Consider the following 20,592-nt stretch of genomic DNA (forward strand, 5'->3'; position numbering starts at 1 on the left):
GGATTCCAGACTCGTTCCCGTTCATGTTCCCCAGCGTAAATGACGGTCAGCCCGACGTCCGCCACGTCGACGGGCCAGCCCTTGCGGCTGGCGAGAAGCCTCGTCGTGTCGCGTCCACGACACGCCGTCGGACAAATCGGCATGGCCGTTCACCGGCCGACGCGTCCCGCATCGATGAACCGCTAAAACCTTGATTTTCCAGCGTTTTCAGGATTCCCGCTCGCTGAGTTATCCACATTTTCATGCGCACGATTTCTTCACAATGCCGGTTTTCCAACGTTTTCGGACCGTTCGACCACATGGTTTGCATCCCGCTCTGCGATGAGGACGAACCGGCTACACTCGCAGCTCATCCGACGAAGGAGGTGACATGATGACCGGTCACGATGCTCCCGGCCGAGATGCCCAACTCCCCTGGCGGCCGGCGACGATACCCGGATACACGTTCTCGCACGTGCTCGGTTCAGGGGCCACGGCCGACGTATGCCTGTACCGGACAGCCGGCCGCGACCACGGACAGGACGGCGACCTCGCGGTGAAAATCACGAAACGTCGCCTTTCGGATACGGACCTCGCACGGTTTCAGGCGGAAACAAGCGCCCTGACGACGCTGTCGGACCATCCGAACATCCTGACCGCACACGACGCGTTCGTCGACGATCTCGGACGTGGCTGTCTGCTGCTCGAATACGCTCCGAACGGTTCGTGCGCCGACCTTCTGGGCAAACGTCCGTTCAGCGCGGATCACGTGGCCGACATGGGGATGCGACTGGCGGACGCATTGCATGAAGCGCACCGCCACGGCATCGTGCACCGGGACATCAAACCGTCCAACGTGCTGCTCGACGAACAGGGAATGCCGCTGCTCGCCGATTTCGGGATCTGCGCCGACCTCTATGGCTCGGACACGGTCACCGGACTGTCACCGGCTTGGTCCGCCCCCGAAGTGCTTGCCGGCATCAACGGCGGCACCGACCTATCCGACATGTACTCGCTGGGAGCGACGCTGTTCGCGCTGCTGACCGGGAAACCTCCCCTCCAACGTCCCGATACCGCCTCCTCGCAATCACACGACAGGCCCGCCACGGACGATCCGACTCGCTCCGGCAACGGCCATATGCCCCCTGGCGACACTCATGCACGGGTTCTCAACGTACTGTACCGGGCGATGGCGCAGCACCCCGACGACCGGTTCGCGTCAATGGCCGACTTCCGAAACGCCCTGGAACACGCGGCCCGCCACGAACGTCACGGCCGGGGGAACGACTCGGCACGCAACGCCACGCATAACCGGACCTCCGCCGGAACGCCGAACCGTTCCGATCGACCACAAACCGAAAACGCCGCGAACGGATCCGCTCCCCGGACAGACGCGAAACGCGCGATCGCTCCCCTGCCCCGTCTCATGTCACCGCTGATAACGCTGCTCGTCGTCGCACTGGCGATACCGCTCCCACCGGCAAGCATCACGCCATCATCCGAACACCCTGCCGAAATCGGACCGTCCGGCATCGTAACCGACAAGGATCCCCAAACCCCGAGCGCAAACCGCCGCGGACGGTCCATGCCGGACGACCTACTCGACGCAACTGCCGACAACGACCATCACACGGCCCAGGACAACACGCCCCACACGACGCACACGAACAACGCAACGAACCGGATGCCGACAGGTGACACACCATGAACCGCAACATTCCCCTCCTCTCCAAACACCCCACCCGACACAAGAAACGCACGACGAACGGAAAAACCGCACACGGCTCGCAGACTCATCGCATCGCCACGGTCCTGACGGCACTGGCGCTCGTCGCCGTCATCGTCGGCGCCGTATATTCCGTGTCCGCGGCTCGCCGCATGGTCCATTTGGATGACGGCACGGTGTGGGTGACGTCCTCGTCCGGCCGGACCGCCGCAAGGCTGAATGTCCGTGCCGGTGAGATCGATGCATCGGTGCCGGTCGGTACGGCACGATTCGACGTCGTCCAGCACGACGACGTCACGGTGCTTGTCGAGGACGGCACCGTGACCTCGCTGGGCGCCTCCACCGCACAGGCAAAGGCCCAGGCCATTTTCCCCGCGAATGTGCGGGCATCGTTGGGGTCCGACGTGGTCGCGTTGCTTGATCCGAAAAACGGCGGCGTGCGCATCATGCGCGTGGACGATCTGAACGCCGCCGATCAGTCGTCAAGGCCTTGCATGGAACTCGGTTCCGGCGGGCTGATGACGGTGGATCATACGGGTACGGTGTATGGCTATCGCCCTCATGACGGTATGGTGCTGTCCTCCGACGTCTCCTGTTCCGTTTCCCGACTCGGATCGCTCAGCGGTGGAGCCCGTCTCGATGCCGATGATTTCACGGTCGTCTCCGGCGTGCCGGTCGTGGCGGCGCAGGGCGTCATACGATGGCGGGAAGGCTCCGCCGATACCGGCTCCGACCGTCGGCTGACCCTGCAGGATCCGGATGTCAACGGCGATCAGGGCTCTTGGGTGGCGGCGTCCGATGACACCGGACTGTTCCTGATCAAGCTGGATTCCGAAGACCGTGAAGCGACCCCTACCGTGCTGCGTACCACGGGCGGCGGCGAACCGGCGCGACCCGTGTCCGTAGGCGGCTGCGTCTATGCGGCATGGAGCCAGAGGGCATTCAACTACCGTCGGGTCTGCGGTTCCGACGGACGCGATGCGGATGGAACGCCGGGCGTATTCCAAAGCCTGGATGCGGTATCCGCTTCCGGAGATCTGCGATTCAGGACGAACCATCGTTTGGTGGTGCTGAACGATGTCACGACCGGCACGCTGTGGGATCCGGACACCGCCATGGAGGCCCTGGACGTCCCGTGGCATGCGCCTTCCGCCGAGAACGGCGACGATCGTCACGAAGGCGAATCGACGGCCATTGCCGGGAAACGGCGGGAATACGCCGAATCCTGCACCCAGGATTCGGGTTCGTTGCGTGCCGTGGACGATAGGCTGGGCATACGAGCGGGATTTTCGGGACTACTGGACGTGTTGGGCAATGATGAGCAGGCCGACTGCGCGGTATTGCGGATCAGTCGTGTCGGCGCGCCATCGGGCGCGGATATCTCGGTGTCCACGGTTCACGACGGCCGATATCTGCAGATCGACGCGCAACGGGTGTCCGTCTCGGACCGGGACACCGTCGAAGCTCGGTTCACCTATGAGGTCGACGATGGACGGGGACGGGTTTCCACGGCGCAGGTCGTTATGGAGGTGGTCGGGTCGGACGGCAATCGGGCTCCGCGACAGATCGGCACTCCTATGCAATACGACGTGGAACAGGGGACATTGGCCGATCTGAACGCGTTGGAATCGTTTCTTGACCCGGACGGGGATCCTCTGACGCTGCTGGCGGCGACGATTCCCGATACACGGGATGACGGCACGCAGGTCGGCGTCCGGACGGACGGGTTGGTGGAATTCATCGCCGGTCCGACTGCTCAAGGCCGCGTCGGCGTGGAACTGACGGTGTATGACGGCGTCGCCATAGGCACCGGAACCATATACTGCTCGGTGCATCCGCCCGGCACATTGCCGGCGAGGGTCGATCCCGTGACGGTGACGGCCAGCCCGGGAACGCCGGCCGTCGTCGATCTGAAGCCATACGTGCATGTCACGTCTACCGCCACAACGGTGTTGGACGACGTGCAGACCGCAGAGGGGATGACGGTCGACCGGGATGAGGACGGTCTGTCGTTCACGGTCACGGCCGACGAACCGGGCACCTATTATCTGCCGTTCACTTTGATGCAGGGGACCGTATCCACCGGCGGACTGGTTCGCGTGGACGTGCATTCGGCAACGGAACGCCATGCGCCTCCGATTACGGTCAATGACGTGGCATTGCTTGGCGAGGACGGTTCGGCGGTCGTCGATCCGTTGGACAACGACGTCGATCCCATGGCCGGCGCGCTTGGTCTGATTGCGGTGGAACCCGATACGGAATCGGGCATCGACGCGATCGTCGTCGCAGGCCGCGTGCATCTGTCGGCGACGCGCATTCCTGCATCATCCGTCACGGTGCGTTATGTTGCGGCGAATGCCGCCGGCACGGCATACGGGTCGATCACGGTGCAGCCTCCGGCGCCGGCAACGGCGCATATGATCGTGGCGGAGGACATCACGTTGCGGGTCCGTACCGGAGGCATCACGTCGACGGACATCCGGGATCATGTCCGTCATGCGACCGGCTCCATCATTATGTTGGACAATGGGCTTCAGTACGAAGCGACGTCATTCGATGGTCTGATCTTCGTATCCGGCAATACCATCCGCTATCAGGCGGCGGATCATCCGGGATCGTACGAGGCGAGGTACACGGTGCGCGATGACTCCGGCAACGTCGCCGACGGCGTCATTCGTCTCGAGGTGCATCAGGCCGATGCGCGGAACAAGCCCGCTCCCCTGCCGCGTTCCGTTCAGGCGCAGGCCACCGCCGGGCGAATGGTTCGCATCGACATTCCCTTGTCCGGCATCGACGTGGACGGCGACGACGTCATGCTGCTGGGATTGGGCGATCAGGTCCCACGATTGGGCCGGATCGTGGAGGTCGGAGCGGAACACCTGACCTATGAGGCGTATCCGGATTCATCGGGCACCGATTCGTTCTCCTACGCCGTGGAGGACTGGTCCGGAAGACGGGCGCAGGCGTCGGTGCGCGTCGCCGTATGCCAGGGCGATTCCGGTTTCGGTGTGATGGCTCGCGACGACACGGTGACGCTGCGTCCGAACGTGAACGCCGCGGTTGCGGTGGCGGACAACGATCTGTCGTCGGACGGCTCGGCGCTGTCACTGGAGGCGGTGGCCGACGTGCAGGGCCTGTCCGCGGTCGAGGTGGAGCATGACATGCTGTCGTTCGTCACGCCGTCCGAGCCGGGAACGTATCATGCGGCATATACGGTGCGGCATGAAACCGGTTTGGCCGATACGGCGACCCTGAGCGTACGCGTCGACGCGCAGGCCCCGATCAGGGCACCGACCGCCCGTGATTATCGGGTGCCGCCGTCCGATACGGTCGACAAGCGATCCGTCGAGGTGGATGTCTCGGCGTGGATAGGCAACCCGTCCGGCACCGTGGAAGAGCTGGTCGTGGACGTGGATCCGTCGGCGGCGTCGCATGCGCGACGTCGGGGCGACGCGGGTTCCACGATCGTTTCCATCGATCTGACGCCATCGGCCCGCGCGATCCCCTATACGGTGACCAATGTCACCCATGGCATCGCCGTCACCGCGTTCATCCATGTGCCGGCCTATGGCGTGTTCGCGCCGACGCTCCGCCCGCAGGCGCCGACGTTGACCGTGAACGACGGCGAATCGCTGACGATCAGACTGGCCGAACATGTGCGGGTGGGGCCGGGAAAAACGGCGTACGTGACGGCACCGGATACGGTGAGCGCGACCAAGGCGTCGGAGGGATCGCCGTACGTCGACGCGCAGACGTTGCGGTTCGTTCCGCAGACCGGCTATTCCGGTCCGGCGTCCATTACGTTCTCCGTATCCGATGTGCCGCCGGCGGAGTCCGGCACGGGCCGCATCGTCAACACGGCCGTCCTGACGTTACGGATCACCGTGATCGGCGGCGATGCTCCGCCCCCGACGTTCCTGTCAACGACCGTCGATGTGGCGGCGGGAGAGCCGGCCGTCTCGCTTGACCTGACGATGCTCACCAGAACGCCCACGGGTGCGGATGGCGCCGCCCGCACCTACCGGTACTCCAGCGCCGGAGACGAGGCCGGCATGCTTGATGTCTCCGTAAGCGAGGATGGACGGTTGACGGTGGGCGCGCCCGATGACACGAAGCCGGGGACCATCCGCGTCATTCCGGTCAGCATCATGCATGAACGGGGAACGGTCGACGGCAGTATCACGGTACGGGTGTCGGCCTCCTCACGCCCCTTGGCAAAGATCGTTGGCCGTACGCTCACCCTGCGTGCCGGATCCCGGGAATCGACGAACGTGCTGGAAGGCGCCTATGATCCGTTCCCGGACGTCGGATTGTCGGTGGCTGCCTGCACGGTCGAGGGTTCCGACGCGATCGATGTGACCGAATGCGCGGGGAACGGCATGGTCACGGTGTCGGCTGCCGAAGGATCCGGAGCCGTGTCCGGTACCGTACGGGTGACGGTGAAGGACGCCACCGATACCGTGGACCGTCAGGTGGTCACGTCGATCGCCGTGACCGTGATCGACCGCCCGTCCGCCCCGCTGATGCTGCCGTCGGATGCCCGGGCTTCGAATGCTTCGGCGGAACTGTCATGGGTTTCCGGTGCCGCCAACGGCAGCCCGATCATCGAATACGCGGTCGAATGGGGTGACGGCTCGCAATCCTGCGGCATGGCCACTGTTTGTCTGATCGACGGGTTGGCAAACGGCCGGGTTCATACGTTCGTCGTTCGGGCGCGCAATGACGTCGGATGGTCCGACGCGTCGGCTTCCGTCAGCGTCATGCCGGATACGGTGCCCACGCAACCGACCGGGATCACCGTGGAGGCGGGATATCGCACCGTGACGGTGCGATGGCAGGAACCGTCGTATGCGGGAAGCCGTCCGCAACGGTATACCGTGACGTTGTCTGACACGGCCGGCGGACATCGCGACACGAAAACCGTGGATGCGACGCAGGCGACGTTCGCCGTCGCGCATGAAACGGTCCTTGACGGCGTCGGATTCCGGGCAACGGTAACGGCTCACAACCAGGCGGGCGCAGGCGTCTCCGGCACGTCCGGCGACGATGCCCTCGTCTGGAGCGACCCCGACCCTCCGCAAGTGGACGTAAGACAGGACGCCGATACGTTCACGGTGAACGTGACATTGGGCAACCTGCGCAACGCCGGCTGTTCGAAGATCATACTGGGAGGTTCCGTGTCGCGGGAACTGCGATGCGACGAGCCGTCGGCATCGTTCAGACTCGACGAGATCGAGGAAGGCGGTGGCCCCACACCGAAGGACTCCTCCTCGATTCGTCACCTATGGCGGCGGCTCCGGCAGTCGACGCACGAGGATGCGCCGTTCTCAGACGATCCGGACCGCGACGAGGGCAAGGGCGATGCCGCCGCGTTGACGATAACCGCGACGGTGCATCCGCTCAAGGCGTCGGCGGCGCCTGCCGGCACCAGCATCACGTTCACGCCGGTTCCCGAGGCCGAGCGCCATTCGGAACCGGCCAAGCCGGCAACGTCTTTACGCAGTCCGGCCGCATACCCGGCAAGGAGGCATGATGGATGACACGACACTCATCACGTCCTCGGACGATGCGACGTGGATCAGGAACGATGACACACGTTCCCGGCCGAACCGGCCTATGGGCTTCCCACACCGGTCCGTTCCAACCGATGCGGACGAGGGGCCGGTCCACCGTGTCCCGGAGTACGCCGGATCACGGATTTCGACTCTGCAGGGCATGACCGCATCGCAGGGCATGACCGTCAATGGGAGGCCCGGACATGATACGGCCTCCTGCGACGATACGGATGCCGTTCTCGCGTTGAAGCGGGGATTCGACGCGCTGGCGGACAATATCGGCAAAGTCGTGGTGGGCAAGTCGTTGCCAGTGCGATTGTGCGTCACCGCATTGCTGGCCGACGGTCATGTGCTGATCGAGGACGAGCCGGGCACCGGCAAAACCCAGTTGGCGAAGGGCCTTGCCCGTTCCCTTGACGTTTCGTTCGGCAGAATCCAGTTCACCGCCGATCTCTTGCCGTCGGACATCCTGGGAGTGACGTTCTATGACCGGGACAGTTCATCGTTTTCGTTTCGCCCCGGACCGGTGTTCGCGTCCATCGTCCTGGCCGACGAGATCAACCGCGCGTCGGCGAAAACCCAGTCGGCGCTTCTGGAGGTCATGGATGAGCACCGCGTGACGGCGGACGGCACCGTGCATGACGTGCCGCAGCCGTTCATGGTGGTCGCCACGCAGAATCCCGCGGATCATCTGGGCACCTATCGTCTTCCGGAAGCGCAGCTGGACCGTTTCATGATCGTGGCCGCGCTCGGGCATCCCGGTCATGAGACGAGCCTGGCCCTGGCGCGTCAGCTTGACGTTCCGGACCGTTCCGCCACGGTGTCACCGGTGCTTGACGGACCACGGGTATTGGCACTGAGGCGCATGGCAGGATCCATCCATGTCGCCGCCGGCATGCTCGATTATGCGGTTCGGGTGGTCGAACATGTCAGAAGCTCCGAAGCCACGGCAAGCGGGCCCTCGACTCGCGGGTTATTGGCGTTGGTCCGATGCGCCCGTATTTGGGCCGCAGCCGACGGCAGGGGTCATGTGATTCCCGACGACATCAAGACGTTGGCCCCGTTCGTGATCGCGCATCGTCTGACGCTCCGTCCCGATGCGGTGCTCGCGGGAGACACCGGCGGAACCGTGGTGTCGCGGGCGTTGGATGAGGTGCCTGTTCCCCGATCAGGCACCTCATCGAAGTCCGGCAAACCTTCTGCCGCGTACGCGCGCAAGCGTATGCCGCAGAGAGACGCATGAGGGGAGGTACGTCGATGCCCGGCATGTTCGTATCGTTTCCGCCAGTGCGGATGCATCGCTTGCGTCGGATGCTGGATGACCGGATAAGGTCGGTCGGCTTGTCCCCACGCGGATGGACGGCATCGTGCATGACCTTGGTGTGTCTCATGGTCTGGCCGTTGACCGGATGGCGCGAATTTCTGTCGGCCGGCATGGCGTTCGGCATTCCGCTGGCATACGCGATGCTGATGGCACGGGGCGGCGGCCGGTTGCATGTCACGCTTGAAGCTCCCGACGCCATCGTGCAGGGCGATGAGGTTCGATTGCGGCTCACGGCATCGTATGGCGCACGACGACGGTTCGGCTGCGGAAAACGACGGTTCGTCATCCGGCTGGTCGTTCCGATCGCCGGAACGCGTTCCTTCGACGACGCGACGGGAACCTCGGTCCCGCAACCGTCGTCCACGTCCCGCACGGAGGAGTGGTTCGAGATTCCGCCGTTGGCCGATGGGGCATCCGTGACCTTGGACCGTTCATGGACGGCGTCGTCACGCACCATATTGCGTATCGGACCGGCGTGCATGCGTGTCGGCGATCCGTTCGGTCTTGTCTTGCGCCGACGGTACATGTCCGACGCCATTACGGTGCGGGTTTGGCCTCGAACCGTGTGGTGTCTCCTGCCGGCCTCCGGCTCGTTGCGATCGCCGGAGGGATCCCCCGTCAACGGCACGGTCGATGACGGTCTGGATTTCCTGTCCTTGCGCGAATACCGTCCGGGGGATCCCGTGCGTGGCATCCACTGGCCGAGTTCGGCGAAGACCGGCGTGCCGATGGTTCGCCAATATGAGCCATGGATGCGGATCGCCACCGTGATGGCGGTGGATGCCGATCCGAATGGTTACTCCGGATCGGACGAATTCGAGCTCGCCGTGGCGGTGTACGCGTCCTTGGGCGAGGCGTGCCTGTCCGTTCGCCGCCCGCTGATCGTCACGGACGGCACATGGACGTTGCGCCCGGCATCCGTGCCGGCGTGGCTGGATCATTGCAGCGGGATCGCGCCGAATGGGTCCGATGCCGGTCGCGGTGAACGCCCGGAGGCCTCCGCTCTCCCTACATCCACGATGTGGTCCGGCGGCGAAGGAGTCGCATACCGGTTCATGGTCTCCGGGTCGGCGACGTCTCCCGAATGGACGGGTCATCACACGCGGGACGAAACGTCCGGCACACGTCAGGTGTCGTTCCGTATCCGCTTTGGCGAAAGACCTTCCGTTAGGACGGCGGCATGGGGCACGGTGGCGGTCGTGGGCGCGTTGGCCGATCTGCCGAAGGTCATGGGGGCGATCATATGACCGGTCACGTCGTCACTCGTTCCGTTCCGTGTCATGACCGGTCATCGGTCCTGAGGCGCATGTGTCTGCCTGTATCGTTGCCGTTGCTGGCATCGTCCAATCTCATCGATGTCTACGGGGATGTTCTGCGCTGGGCTTTCGTCGCCTTGGCTGCATGCGTATATGGCATGTCCGCGGCGGTCCTTCCCCTTGTCATGGGTTCCACGGCGCGCGACACCGGGCAATCCGGCATGCCCGGCCGTGCTTCCGGCCGGAGCGACGCCATCCGGGAGACGGGCCGCGTATTCGACCGTGTCATGTCACGGATCGTTCCTTGGCTCAGGCTGTCGTTGCTGTCGGCCGGACAGTTCCTCGTCGGCCCGCTGGCCGTCGGCGGCATAAGCGGCTCGGACCGGGCATCCATGTTCTCCGTGGTGTCCGAAGGGTGGGTGAGAACGGTCGGCTCATTTCAGTATCTGCTTGCCGTGGCCCCGCCGATAGGAACCTCCGATGGGTCGCTGTCCGCGGTATGGACCATCTGCCTGTGGGTCTCGCTCCTTTTGGGGGTCTGTCTGTTCGAAGGGCATGCGCCGCTTCGCCCGCGCGTCGGAATGATGCCGGTTGTGCTGACGCCGGTGCTGTCCATGGCGTCATTCGGCCTGTGCGCGTCGTTGGGAACCGCTGCTGGATTCCTGCGGGCGCAGGCTGGCATCGCCGCCACGCTGATGACGCTGGCCGCTCTGGCCCCTTCCTCATCCCGGCAGGCGCATGCGTCGTCCCGGACCGATGCCACGTCACGAAGACATGCCGGCGCGCAACATGTTCACGGCAAGACGATCCGGCCGTTCGCGCGTTGGAGAATCCCCGTGTCGATGACGTTGGTCACCGTTCTGACGGCCATGGCCGTCTGCGGACTCGTCGAAGCGCGACGTTTCACGCTACGGGACCGCTATGAGCCTCCGGTCATCCTGCAGGATCATACGAGTCCGCTCAGCGGCATGCGGGCTTATGTCAAGCGGTTCGGAGACGACGTCGCGCTGAGCGTCACGGGACTGCCGGCCGGAACGCCGATACGACTCGCCGTCATGGAGGCGTTCGACGGCACCGTGTGGAACCTGTCTGCCGGGCGACGCGCATCATCGCGACGGGAAGGATTCAGTCGCATACGCTCCGTGGCGACGCCTGCGCCAATGGAGCCTTCGGCGTCTTCGCCCGCCCGTTCCGGACCGGACGCGACCGGAACGGGCGGGCAGACAACCGGGGAACCGTTTACGGCGACGTTCACCGTGGGAGTGAATTTCGGTGACATATGGCTGCCGACCGCCGGCACCGTATCCGCCATCGCGGTATCGGATGAGGCCGTCGACGGCGTCGCGTTCCACGATGATGCCACTGGTTCGGCGATATTGCCCCATGGTCTCAGACGGGGAACCTCCTACGTGCAGGTCGGTACCGTCGTGTCCGAACCGGATGATTCCGCCGTCGCCGAAGCCGATGCGGGGAATGCCGTTCTTCCGGCTCCCGAGGAGATTCCCGAATCGTTGCGGCGTTTCGCCGACGATGCCGTGTCCGCCCGGCGGTCGGACGGGCATGCGGCCCAACTGCTGACGCGCGCGTTGCGGGAGCGCGGATGGTTTTCGCACGGGGGCCGGGACGAATACCCGTCGGCCCCGGGCCATGGAAGCAAACGTCTTGACGAACTGGTGTCCGGCACCGTCATGGTCGGCGATGACGAGCAGTACGCTTCGGCGATGGCATTGATGGCCCGCCATGTGGGATTGCCCTCCCGCGTGGTGATGGGTTTCCTGCCCAAGGACGAGACGGGCGATCCGGACATGGGTCGTACCGTGGTCCGGGCGGACGGTACGACCCATGTGGAGTTCACGGGCAACGATATCGCCGCATGGGTGGAAATCGAATTGGACGGACTGGGATGGGTCATGTTCCGCCCGTCGCCGCAGGAATCGCATACCCTTGAGGCCAATGCCGAGTCGATCCCCGAAGCGCGGACGATGATGCGCCATCCGCTGCCGCCGTTGACCGACCCGCCGGATGAGGATCATACGGTACAGGGACGGTCGACGGTCGGAGGCGACGACGCCGAACCCGCAGCCCCCGATTCCCCATGGCATATAGCGGCGCGTATCGTCGTCATGGTGCTGACGTACGGCGGTCCGGTATGGGTCATGCTGTCCGCGTGCCTGTCCCTGATGGCGTTCAAATGGCTGATGACGACGGTTATCCGTTGCCGCGGTTCGCCCGGGCGCCGGATCGAGGAGGGATGGCGCGCGCTCATGGCGCAGGCGTTGCAATGCGGCATGCTTGTTCCGCAGGAGACCCGGGGGACGGCGACCCGACTCGAGCAGGCGCGACGGATCGCCGAAGCCCTTCCCGGCACCGGCACGGATTCCGTCACGAGGCTGGTCATGCGGCTGCTCGCCGCGGCACGGTTCGCGGATGATGCGATGTTCTCCGGTCGTACGCCGGACGATGATGATGCACGCACCTATTGGAAGGAGGTGATGCTCCTACGACGGGGCCTGCTGAAGGCGTGTTCCCGGCCGCGGCGCGTGAGGGCAAGACTGTCCTGCCGCGGAATGATCGGGCGGTGCTGAACCATGTCCGCGGCCGCGCACCATGCGACCACAGGCCATGCAATCGCACGCCATGCAATCGCACGCCACACGACCGACAGCCAGGATTCGTACGCGACATTCCCGCCCAATGGTCCCCGTCCCCGCAACTCATGCATGGCACCGACCGCGACGCTCGCCGCCGGCATGCTCGCCTCCCCATCCTCGCAGCCCCCGCATGGCATCCGTCGCGTCGCCCCGTATGGCCGTACACGCGGAAATGGTATGCCACAAAGAAGCTCCGAACGACAGAGGGGCGGCCGGAAGGTCAATTCCTTCCGGCCGCCCCCTCAGATCGGCTCATGTTCGTGGCCTAGGGTTTCCGCTCCTATGCGCGGAAGCCTCGTTCGCGATCCCCTCGGATCACTCGAAATCGCCCTGGCCGCCCTGGTCGTCCAGGTAGTCGTCCGGGTTGAAGTCGTCGCCGAGCTTCAGATCGCCGAAATCGATGTTCGCGAAGTCCACGTCGGACAGGTCGGCATCGGAGAAGTCGGTGTCCGCGTCGGTGCCGCCACCCAGACCGAAGTTCGGGTAGATGGTGTCGCGGATCGCCTTGTCGGGCTCGACCACCGCGTTGCGGTAACGGGCGAGGCCCGTGCCGGCGGGGATGAGCTTACCGATGATGACGTTCTCCTTGAGGCCCTTGAGGTCGTCGACCTTCTGGCTCAGGGCGGCCTCGGTGAGCACGCGCGTCGTCTCCTGGAAGGAGGCGGCGGACAGCCACGAGTCGGTGGCCAGCGAGGCCTTGGTGATGCCCATGAGCTCCGGACGGCCGGCGGCGGGCTTGCCGCCGTTCTTCACGGCGTTCATGTTCGCTTCCTTGAAGCGCGCCTGATCGACCAGCTCGCCCGGCAGCAGCGACGTGTCGCCGGAGTCGATGACGGTGATGCGGCGCAGCATCTGGCGCACGATGACCTCGATGTGCTTGTCGTGGATGTCGACGCCCTGGTCGCGGTACACGGTGTGCACTTCCTCGACGATGTTCACCTGAGCGGCGCGAGGTCCGAGGATGCGAAGGATCTTCTTCGGATCCACGGAGCCTTCGGTCAGCTGGGTGCCGGCCTCGACGTGCTGGCCGTCCTTGACCTTGAGCGGCGCGCGACGGGTCACGCTGTAGACGATCGGTTCGACGGACTGGTCGTCCGGGGTCAGCGTCATCTGGTACACATGATCGGCTTCCACGTCGGTCTTGATCACGCCCGGGAACTCGGCGATAGGCGCCTCGCCCTTCGGGGTACGGGCTTCGAAAAGCTCGGTGACACGAGGAAGACCCTGCGTGATGTCGGAAGCCGCCGCAACGCCGCCGGAGTGGAAGGAACGCAGCGTCAGCTGGGTACCAGGCTCACCGATGGACTGGGCCGCGACGATGCCGACGGCCTCGCCGACGTCCACCAGCTTGTTGGTGGCCAGCGACCAGCCGTAGCACTTCGCGCACACGCCGCGCTTGGACTCGCAGGTCAGCACGGAACGGGCCTTGACCTCTTCGACGCCATGCGCCACGAGGTCCTTGAGCACGTCCATGCTCAGCGCGTCGCCGCGCTTGTACAGCACGGTGGTGCCGTCGGCCGGATCCACCACGTCGGCGGACAGCAGACGGGAGTACGGACCACCGTCGGCAGCCTTGACGAGCTGCAGCGTGCCGTCGGCATTGCGGTCGGCCACGCGCATCGGCAGGCCCTTCTTGGTGCCGCAGTCCTCCTCGCGCACGATCACGTCCTGCGAGACGTCGACCAGACGACGGGTCAGGTAACCCGACTCGGCGGTACGCAGTGCGGTATCGGCCAGGCCCTTACGGGCGCCGTGTTCGGAGATGAAGTACTCCAGGACGGACAGGCCCTGACGGTAGTTCGACTCGACCGGTCGCGGAATGACCTCGCCCTTCGGGTTGTTCACCAGGCCACGGATACCCGCGATCTGGTTGATCTGGGTCATGTTGCCTCGTGCACCGGACTGGACGATGATGGCCAGGTTGTTGCGCGGGTCGAAGTGCTTGACGACCGCGTCCGACACCTTTTCGGTGCACTTGGTCCACTCGTCGATGATCGCCTGGCGACGCTCGTCCTCGGTGAAGAAGCCGAGGTCGTACTGCTGGTTGATCTTGTTGACCTGGGCCTCGGATTCGGCGACGAGAGCCTCGCGCTCCGGCGGCTCGGTGACGTCGGAGAACGCGAAGGTCACGCCGGACCACGGCGCGCGGGTGAAGCCGAGATCCTTGAGCGCGTCGAGCGTGGCGGCCACCTGGGCGGTCGAGTAGCGGGTCGCGATGTCGTCGACGATGCGGGACAGGACCTTCTTCGGGGCCTGCTCGTTGACGAACGGATAGTCGGTCGGCAGGGTCTCGTTGAACAGCAGACGGCCCATGGAGGTGGCGAACAGGACGGTGCCGTCCTTGAAACGCTCCTCGCGGACCACGGCCGGGCTGCCCGGCTCCGGGTCGACGACCTCGACCTCGCCCGGCTCCCAGCCGGTCGGCAGCACGAAGTCGGAAGGCAGACGCACAAGCACCTTGGCCTGCATGTCGATCTCGTGCAGGTCGAGCGCCATCTGCATCTCGGCGATGGACGAGAACACGCGGCCCTGGCCCTTGGCGCCATCAAGCACGGTGGACAGCCAGTACAGGCCCAGGATCATGTCCTGAGAAGGCATGGTCACGGTGTGGCCGTCGGCCGGCTTCAGGATGTTGTCGGACGCGAGCATCAGCGAACGGGCCTCGGCCTGCGCCTCCGCGGACAGCGGAAGGTGCACGGCCATCTGGTCGCCGTCGAAGTCGGCGTTGAACGCGGCGCAGGCGAGCGGCGGCAGGTGGATGGCCTTGCCCTCGACGAGGATCGGCTCGAACGCCTGGATGCCCAGACGGTGCAGCGTAGGCGCACGGTTGAGGAGCACCGGATGCTCGGAGATGACCTCTTCGAGCACGCCCCACACCTCGGTGTCGCCGCGGTCGACCATGCGCTTGGCGCTCTTCATGTTCTGCGCGTAGTTCATGTCGACGAGGCGCTTGATGACGAACGGCTTGAACAGCTCGAGGGCCATCGGCTTCGGCAGGCCGCACTGATGCATGCGCAGCGACGGGCCGATGACGATCACGGAACGGCCCGAGTAGTCAACGCGCTTGCCGAGCAGGTTCTGGCGGAAACGGCCCTGCTTGCCCTTGAGCATGTCGGACAGGGACTTGAGCGGGCGGTTCGAGGCGCCGGTGACCGGGCGGCCGCGACGGCCGTTGTCGAACAGGGAGTCGACGGCCTCCTGGAGCATGCGCTTCTCGTTGTTGAGCATGATCTCGGGGGCGCCGAGCTCGATCAGTCGCTTCAGACGGTTGTTGCGGTTGATCACGCGGCGGTACAGGTCGTTGAGGTCGGAGGTGGCGAAACGGCCGCCGTCGAGCTGGACCATCGGGCGCAGATCCGGCGGGATGACCGGGATCACGTCGAGCACCATGGCCTCGGGCTTGTTCTCGGTGGTCAGGAACGCGTTGATAACCTTCAGACGCTTGAGGGCGCGGGCCTTGCGCTGGCCGGAGCCGGTGTCGATCTCCTCGCGCAGCTGCTTGGACGCGGCCTCCAGGTCGAAGTCCTGCAGGCGCTTCTTGATGGCCTCCGCGCCCATGCAGCCCTCGAAGTAGTCGCCGTAGCGGTCCTCCATCTCGCGCCACAGGTCGACGTCGCCTTCCATGTCGCCCGCCTTGAGGTTCTTGAAGCGGTCGAACACGGCGTTCAGGCGCTGGATCTGGTCGTCGTAGCGCTGGCGGATCGCCGCCATGTCGCGCTCGGCGCCGTTGCGCAGCTTCGCCTTGTTGGCGCCGGTGGCCTCGCCGGCGTCCTCGAGCTCGTGCAGATCGGCCTCGACCTTCTTGGCACGCTCCTCGATCTCGTTGTCGCGGCGCTTGGCCAGGTGGCTGATCTCGGTGTCGAACTCGTCCTGCAGGTCCGGCAGGTCCTGGTGACGCTGCTCCTCGTCGACCTTGGTGACCATGTACGCGGCGAAGTAGATGACCTTCTCGAGGTCCTTCGGCGCGATGTCGAGCAGGTAGCCCAGTCGCGACGGCACGCCCTTGAAGAACCAGATGTGGGTCACGGGGGCGGCCAGCTCGATGTGGCCCATGCGCTCGCGGCGCACGCGGGACTTCGTCACCTCGACGCCGCATCGCTCGCACACGATGCCCTTGAAGCGCACGCGCTTGTACTTGCCGCAGGCGCACTCCCAGTCACGGGTGGGGCCGAAGATCTGTTCGCCGAACAGACCGTCCTTCTCGGGCTTGAGGGTACGGTAGTTGATCGTTTCGGGCTTCTTGACCTCGCCGTGGCTCCAGCCGCGGATGTCGTCGGCGGTGGCCAGGCCGATCCTCATTTTGTCAAATGCGTTGACGTCCAGCACTCTATTGTCCTGTCTGTAAATCTATCGATGGTTTCGATACGTTGTTCGACGCGTCGCACGCGTCGGATCGTTCACGGTTTCGTGGGACGGCGTCCGGTCGGCGCCGGCGCGGAGGGAACGCATTGCCGCGTTCCTCCCCGCGCCCGAGCCAGGCCGCACGCCTTGCGGATCACTGGTATTCCGGAGTCTCGGCCTTCTGGTCTTCCTTGGCGGCCGCGTCGGGGCGGGCACCGATGTTGAAGCCCAGATCGTCGCCTGCGGAGACCGGGTCGTCGTCCTCGTCCTTCATGTCGATGGCCACGCCTTCGGCGTTGAGCACCTCGACGTTCAGCGACAGGGACTGCATTTCCTTGAGCAGCACCTTGAACGACTCGGGGATGCCCGCCGGCGGCAGGTTATCGCCCTTGACGATCGCGCCGTAGACGCGCACGCGGCCGTCCACGTCATCGGACTTGGTGGTCATCATCTCGTGCAGCGTGTAGGCGGCGCCGTAGGCCTCGAGGGCCCACACCTCCATCTCGCCGAAGCGCTGGCCGCCGAACTGGGCCTTGCCGCCCAGCGGCTGCTGCGTGATCATCGAGTACGGACCGGTGGAACGCGCGTGGATCTTGTCGTCGACCAGGTGGTGGAGCTTCAACATGTACATGTAGCCCACGGAGATCGGCTTGCCGAAACGCTCGCCGGTGCGGCCGTCGAACAGCCACGCCTTGCCGTCCTCGCCGACCATCTGGTCGCCGTCGCGGTTCGGCAGGGTCGACTTCATCAGGCCCTTGATGACCTCCGGCTTGACGCCGTCGAACACCGGGGTGGCGATCGGCGTGCCCGGCTCGCCCTTCTCGGCGCCGGCCGGCACGTACTTCTTCCACTCGGCCTCGAGGTCCGGGTCAAGCGAGATGTCCCAGCCGGAGTGCGCGATCCAGCCGAGGTGCAGCTCGAGCACCTGGCCGAGGTTCATTCGCGACGGCACGCCCAGCGGGTTGAGCATGATGTCGACCGGGGTGCCGTCCGCGAGGAACGGCATGTCCTCTTCCGGCAGGATGCGCGAGATGCAGCCCTTGTTGCCGTGACGGCCGGACAGCTTGTCGCCGACGGTGATCTTGCGGTGCTGCGCGATGTACACGCGGATCATCTGGTTGACGCCGTTCGGCAGCTCGTCGCCGTCCTCCTCGGCATCCTCGCGGGTGATCTCCTTGACCGCGATCACGGTGCCGGTCTCGCCGTGCGGAACGCGCAGCGAGGTGTCGCGCACCTCACGGGACTTCTCGCCGAAGATGGCGCGCAGCAGGCGCTCCTCCGGGGTCAGCTCGGTCTCGCCCTTCGGCGTGACCTTGCCGACGAGGATGTCGCCGGCCTCGACCTCGGCGCCGATGCGGATGATGCCGCGCTCGTCGAGGTTGGCCACCGCGTCCTCGCCCACGTTCGGCAGGTCGCGGGTGATCTCCTCGGCGCCCAGCTTGGTCTCGCGGGCGTCGATCTCGTACTCCTCGATGTGGATCGAGGACAGCGTGTCGTCCTGCACGAGACGCTGCGAGATGATCACGGCGTCCTCGTAGTTGTAGCCGTTCCACGGCATGAACGCGACCAGCAGGTTCTTGCCGAGCGCGATCTCGCCCTTCTCGATCGCCGGGCCGTCGGCCAGCACGGTGCCGGCCTCGACGCGCTCGCCGCTCTTGATGATCGGACGCTGGTTGTAGCAGGTGGTCTGGTTGGAACGCTGGAACTTGGCCAGCTTGTAGCTGGACTGGGTGCCGTCGTCGTTCATCACGCGGATCAGGTCGGCGGACACGTAGGTCACGACGCCGGCCTTGTCGGCGATGATCACGTCGCCGGAATCGTACGCGACGCGCCATTCGGAACCGGTGCCCACGAGCGGGCGCTCGGATTCGACCAGCGGCACGGCCTGACGCTGCATGTTGGTACCCATCAGCGCTCGGTGACCCTCGTCGTGCTCAAGGAACGGGATCAGCGAGGCGCCGATCGAAACCATCTGGCGCGGCGAGACGTCCATGTAGTCGACGGAGCTCACCGGAACGTCGACCGCCTCTTCCTCGTCGGCTCGCGCCAGCGCGGTGTCGGTGACGAACTTGCCGCCCTTGTCGAGCTTCTGGTTCACCTGGGCGATCACATGGTCGTTTTCCTGGTCGGCGGTCATGTATTCGACCTCGTTGGTCACCTGTCCGTCGATGACCTTGCGGTACGGGGTCTCGATGAAGCCGAACGGGTTGACGCGGCCGAAGGTCGCCAGCGAGCCGATCAGACCGATGTTCGGGCCTTCAGGGGACTCGATCGGGCACATGCGGCCGAAGTGGGACGGGTGCACGTCTCGCACTTCCATGGACGCGCGGTCGCGGCTCAGGCCGCCGGGGCCCAGGGCCGACAGACGGCGCTTGTTGGTCACGCCGGCCAGCGGGTTGTTCTGATCCATGAACTGCGACAGCTGGGAGGTGCCGAAGAACTCCTTGATGGTGGCGTTCACCGGACGGATGTTGATCAGCGACTGCGGGGTGATCGCCTCGGCGTCCTGCGTGGTCATGCGCTCGCGCACGACGCGCTCCATGCGGGACAGGCCGGTGCGCAGCTGGTTCTGGATCAGCTCGCCGACCTGGCGGATGCGGCGGTTGCCGAAGTGGTCGATATCGTCGGTCTCGACGCGCAGGTCCACGTCCTGGCCCTTGCGCTTGCCCGGGAAGGTCGCGTCGCCGGCGTGCAGCGTCACCAGGTACTTGATGGTGGCGATGATGTCCTCGCGCTTGAGCGAGCGATCGTTGATCTCGTGCTCGAGGCCGAGCTTGCGGTCGATCTTGTAACGGCCGACGCGCGCCAGGTCGTAGCGCTTGGTGTTGAAGTAGAAGGAGTCGAGCAGGTTGCGGCCGGCTTCCGGGGTGGCGGTGTCGGACGGGCGGATCTTGCGGTAGAGGTCGGTCAGGGCCTCGTCCTGCGTTTCGACGGTCTCCTTGTCGAGGGCGTCGAGCACCAGCGGGTAGCCTTCGAACGCGTCGCGGATCTCCGGCTTGGTCATGCCGATGGCCATGAGGAAGACGATCGCGGACTGCTTGCGCTTGCGGTCGACGCGCACGCCGAGCACGTCGCGCTTGTCGATCTCGAACTCGAGCCAGGCGCCACGCGACGGGATGATCTTCGCGCCGAAGACCTCCTTGCCGGACGCGCGGTCGGTGGAGCGGTCGAAGTAGACGCCCGGGGAGCGCACGAGCTGGGAGACGATGACTCGCTCGGTGCCGCCGATGATGAAGGTGCCGTGCGGGGTCTGCAGCGGGAAGTCGCCCATGAACACGGTCTGGGACTTGATCTCGCCGGTGTCGCCGTTCTCGAATTCAGCGTTCACATACAGCGGCGCGGAGTAGGTGTAGTCCTTCTCCTTGCACTCCTGCACGGTGTGGCGCGGCTCCTCGAAGTACGGGTCCGAGAAGGTCAGCGACATGGTCTGGGCGAAGTTCTCGATCGGGGAGATCTCGTTGAAGACCTCATCGAGGCCGGACATATGCGGCACGGTGTTGGTGCCGTTCTTCTCGTCCTCCTCGACGCGCTTCTTCCAGCGCTCCGAGCCGATCAGCCAGTCGAAGCTGTCGGTCTGCACGCCCAGCAGGTAGGGCACATCGATGGGCTCGCGGATGGAGCCGAAGTTCACACGGTCCGACGCCTTGTGCACGTCAATGTCGTGCTGGTCGGCGCGTGCGATCATGGTGGTGGTATTCGTCGTAGACTCAGTAGCCAATGGACGTTCCTTATCGCTCGCTTGTTCGTTCGATACTGTTCT

The 20,592-nt window shown here is 65.2% G+C and carries 7 protein-coding genes; 5 read left to right on the forward strand and 2 right to left on the reverse strand.

Features of this window, described 5'->3' with window-relative positions; genetic code table 11:
- The first annotated feature begins 370 nt into the window (after positions 1 to 370).
- From GFD25_RS00235 to GFD25_RS00255, 5 genes are all read left to right on the forward strand, one after another.
- On the forward strand, positions 371 to 1,687 hold the full coding sequence (locus GFD25_RS00235; RefSeq protein WP_163228761.1) for a serine/threonine-protein kinase: 1,317 nt from the start codon (positions 371 to 373) through the stop codon (positions 1,685 to 1,687).
- Positions 1,684 to 7,245 (forward strand): fibronectin type III domain-containing protein, encoded by a 5,562-nt coding sequence (locus tag GFD25_RS00240; protein WP_163228764.1) that lies wholly within the window; start codon positions 1,684 to 1,686, stop codon positions 7,243 to 7,245. Before GFD25_RS00235 ends, GFD25_RS00240 begins: the two co-directional genes overlap by 4 nt.
- A 175-nt stretch (positions 7,246 to 7,420) precedes the next feature.
- Positions 7,421 to 8,503 (forward strand): AAA family ATPase, encoded by a 1,083-nt coding sequence (locus GFD25_RS00245; RefSeq protein ID WP_239512317.1) that lies wholly within the window; start codon positions 7,421 to 7,423, stop codon positions 8,501 to 8,503.
- A gap of 128 nt (positions 8,504 to 8,631) precedes the next feature.
- Positions 8,632 to 9,831, forward strand: coding sequence for a DUF58 domain-containing protein (locus tag GFD25_RS00250; RefSeq protein ID WP_163228768.1), 1,200 nt, complete (start codon positions 8,632 to 8,634; stop codon positions 9,829 to 9,831).
- 296 nt (positions 9,832 to 10,127) lie between these two features.
- On the forward strand, positions 10,128 to 12,425 hold the full coding sequence (locus tag GFD25_RS00255; RefSeq protein WP_163228770.1) for a transglutaminase-like domain-containing protein: 2,298 nt from the start codon (positions 10,128 to 10,130) through the stop codon (positions 12,423 to 12,425).
- A gap of 381 nt (positions 12,426 to 12,806) precedes the next feature.
- Here the strand turns inward: GFD25_RS00255 and GFD25_RS00260 are convergent, their stop codons facing one another.
- Together GFD25_RS00260 and rpoB are read right to left on the reverse strand one after the other, a co-directional pair.
- Positions 12,807 to 16,817 carry a DNA-directed RNA polymerase subunit beta' gene (locus GFD25_RS00260; protein ID WP_163228772.1) on the reverse strand — a complete coding sequence of 1,337 codons (4,011 nt, stop codon included), beginning with the start codon at positions 16,815 to 16,817 and terminating at the stop codon, positions 12,807 to 12,809.
- Positions 16,818 to 16,986: 169 nt separating this feature from the next.
- A complete protein-coding gene (rpoB, locus tag GFD25_RS00265) occupies positions 16,987 to 20,517 on the reverse strand; it encodes a DNA-directed RNA polymerase subunit beta (protein ID WP_163229031.1) in 3,531 nt (1,176 codons plus the stop codon).
- Between the last annotated feature and the right edge of the window lie 75 nt (positions 20,518 to 20,592).

This window comes from Bifidobacterium aerophilum, assembly GCF_010667685.1.
GTDB classification, from domain to species: Bacteria; Actinomycetota; Actinomycetes; order Actinomycetales; family Bifidobacteriaceae; genus Bifidobacterium; species Bifidobacterium aerophilum.

What these genes read in the sequence shown, in the direction of transcription:
- GFD25_RS00245 (WP_239512317.1), top strand. Translation starts at nt 7,421, where the DNA reads ATGACCGCATCGCAGGGCATGACCGTCAATGGGAGGCCCGGACATGAT.
- GFD25_RS00240 (WP_163228764.1), top strand. Translation starts at nt 1,684, where the DNA reads ATGAACCGCAACATTCCCCTCCTCTCCAAACACCCCACCCGACACAAG.
- GFD25_RS00255 (WP_163228770.1), top strand. Translation starts at nt 10,128, where the DNA reads ATGTCACGGATCGTTCCTTGGCTCAGGCTGTCGTTGCTGTCGGCCGGA.
- GFD25_RS00250 (WP_163228768.1), top strand. Translation starts at nt 8,632, where the DNA reads ATGACCTTGGTGTGTCTCATGGTCTGGCCGTTGACCGGATGGCGCGAA.
- rpoB (WP_163229031.1), bottom strand. Translation starts at nt 20,517, where the DNA reads ATGATCGCACGCGCCGACCAGCACGACATTGACGTGCACAAGGCGTCG.
- GFD25_RS00235 (WP_163228761.1), top strand. Translation starts at nt 371, where the DNA reads ATGATGACCGGTCACGATGCTCCCGGCCGAGATGCCCAACTCCCCTGG.